This is a genomic window from Acinetobacter sp. 228 (genome assembly GCF_048147885.1).
On the sequence record NZ_JAYWYV010000289.1, the window covers coordinates 1 to 1,335 of the forward strand.

The 1,335-nt window shown below is 40.9% G+C and carries 2 protein-coding genes; both read right to left on the bottom strand.

Features of this window, described 5'->3' with window-relative positions; translation table 11 throughout:
- The coding region (locus VXQ92_RS18295) for a biotin/lipoyl-binding protein (RefSeq protein ID WP_416682763.1) at positions 1 to 382 on the bottom strand (382 nt) is incomplete at its 3' end.
- 269 nt (positions 383 to 651) lie between these two features.
- Positions 652 to 1,149: a thioesterase family protein gene (locus tag VXQ92_RS18300; protein WP_002156418.1), complete on the bottom strand. Its 498-nt coding sequence runs from the start codon at positions 1,147 to 1,149 to the stop codon at positions 652 to 654.
- Positions 1,150 to 1,335 lie beyond the last annotated feature (186 nt).

Below are 1,335 nucleotides of genomic sequence, written 5' to 3' on the forward strand. Positions count from 1 at the left end.
TACTGTTTGCCGCAGTTTGGTTATATTGGCGTTTTGCTTTGGCAAGCTCTGCCTCGGCTTGTGCCAACGCGATTTTGGCATCACGGTCATCAATACGAACCAGCACATCACCGCGGTGTACTGTTTGAGTATCTTTTACCAAAACCTGAGCGACCTGTCCGCTAACCATTGAGGTAATTTGCGCGGTTTCTGCACCGACATAAGCATTATCCGTACTCACCGAGTGATTTAAAAATAATGCCCAGATTGCATATAAAATAGCGGCGATCAATAAAATCAGCGCAAAGAAACCAAGAAATTTTTTGCGCTTGTTTTGCATGTTGTCATCCGAGGCAGATGTTGTTGGCACTGTTTCTTGTACATTGCTTTGTGCATCAGTCATGGTATGTTCCTAAAGATGAGTTGGCTTTGCCATCAATCTCGCACTACACCTTGTTATAGAGTTTTTATTTTTCTATAAACAAGACATACCGCATTGTCAAAGGAGACAATTTTAACGCTAAAACCTCATGATATGAGAATAAAAAAATATAACTAATGCGTTCGTTCTAATTAAATTAATGTTTATCTCAAAGTTTTTGTGAAATTTTTATCTTTTTTAATATGAAAAAAAGCGCCCTGAGCGCTTTTTAAATGCTTAAAATGCCTAGATTAATAGGCATATGAGGCAATGCCTGCAGCAATCTGTTTATCTTCATCATTGACCATGGTCATGCGCATGGTACAGCCCTTGCGGCCTAAACGTAGGACTTCGGCACGTGCAATAAAATATTTACCACGCCCCGGTGCCAAATAATCTACACGCATATCGACAGTTGCCAAGCGTGTAACCTGTTTAATGGTTTCAGGCAGGGTTTCGGGGGTTGAACGGCGATAGAGATGTTCCATTGCCACAATTCCACCAATGCTATCAAGCAAAGTTGCAGCCACACCACCATGCAAAACCTGAAAAGCCAAATTGCCAATGAGGTCAGGTTGCATTTCAACATAGCCTTCAATGTGCCCATCTACCACACGCATAATCATTCCACTATGCTTAAAAAATGGACAGCTATTAAACGCCTTACACAATTGGTTGAGAACCACATTTAGGTCAGTTTTGGCGCCTAATTGTATGTTCCCCGTCCAATTTTTCTTTTCATCACTCATACGTTGCCTAAATTTAAAAGCATGATAAACACCCATAATTTTGTACAAATCCAGCATTATGGGGCTACAATACAGCAGTCGGTTGACAGTAATGGAATATCCGCCAACCTATCCTAGTGTAATACCGAACATCGAGATTGTTATGACTTATACGTTCAATCGTCCTGCATTTCCAGCTACTCGCAT

Bases quoted from the DNA above. Each gene is read 5' to 3' on its own strand.
- VXQ92_RS18300 (WP_002156418.1), bottom strand. From the start codon at position 1,149: ATGAGTGATGAAAAGAAAAATTGGACGGGGAACATACAATTAGGCGCC.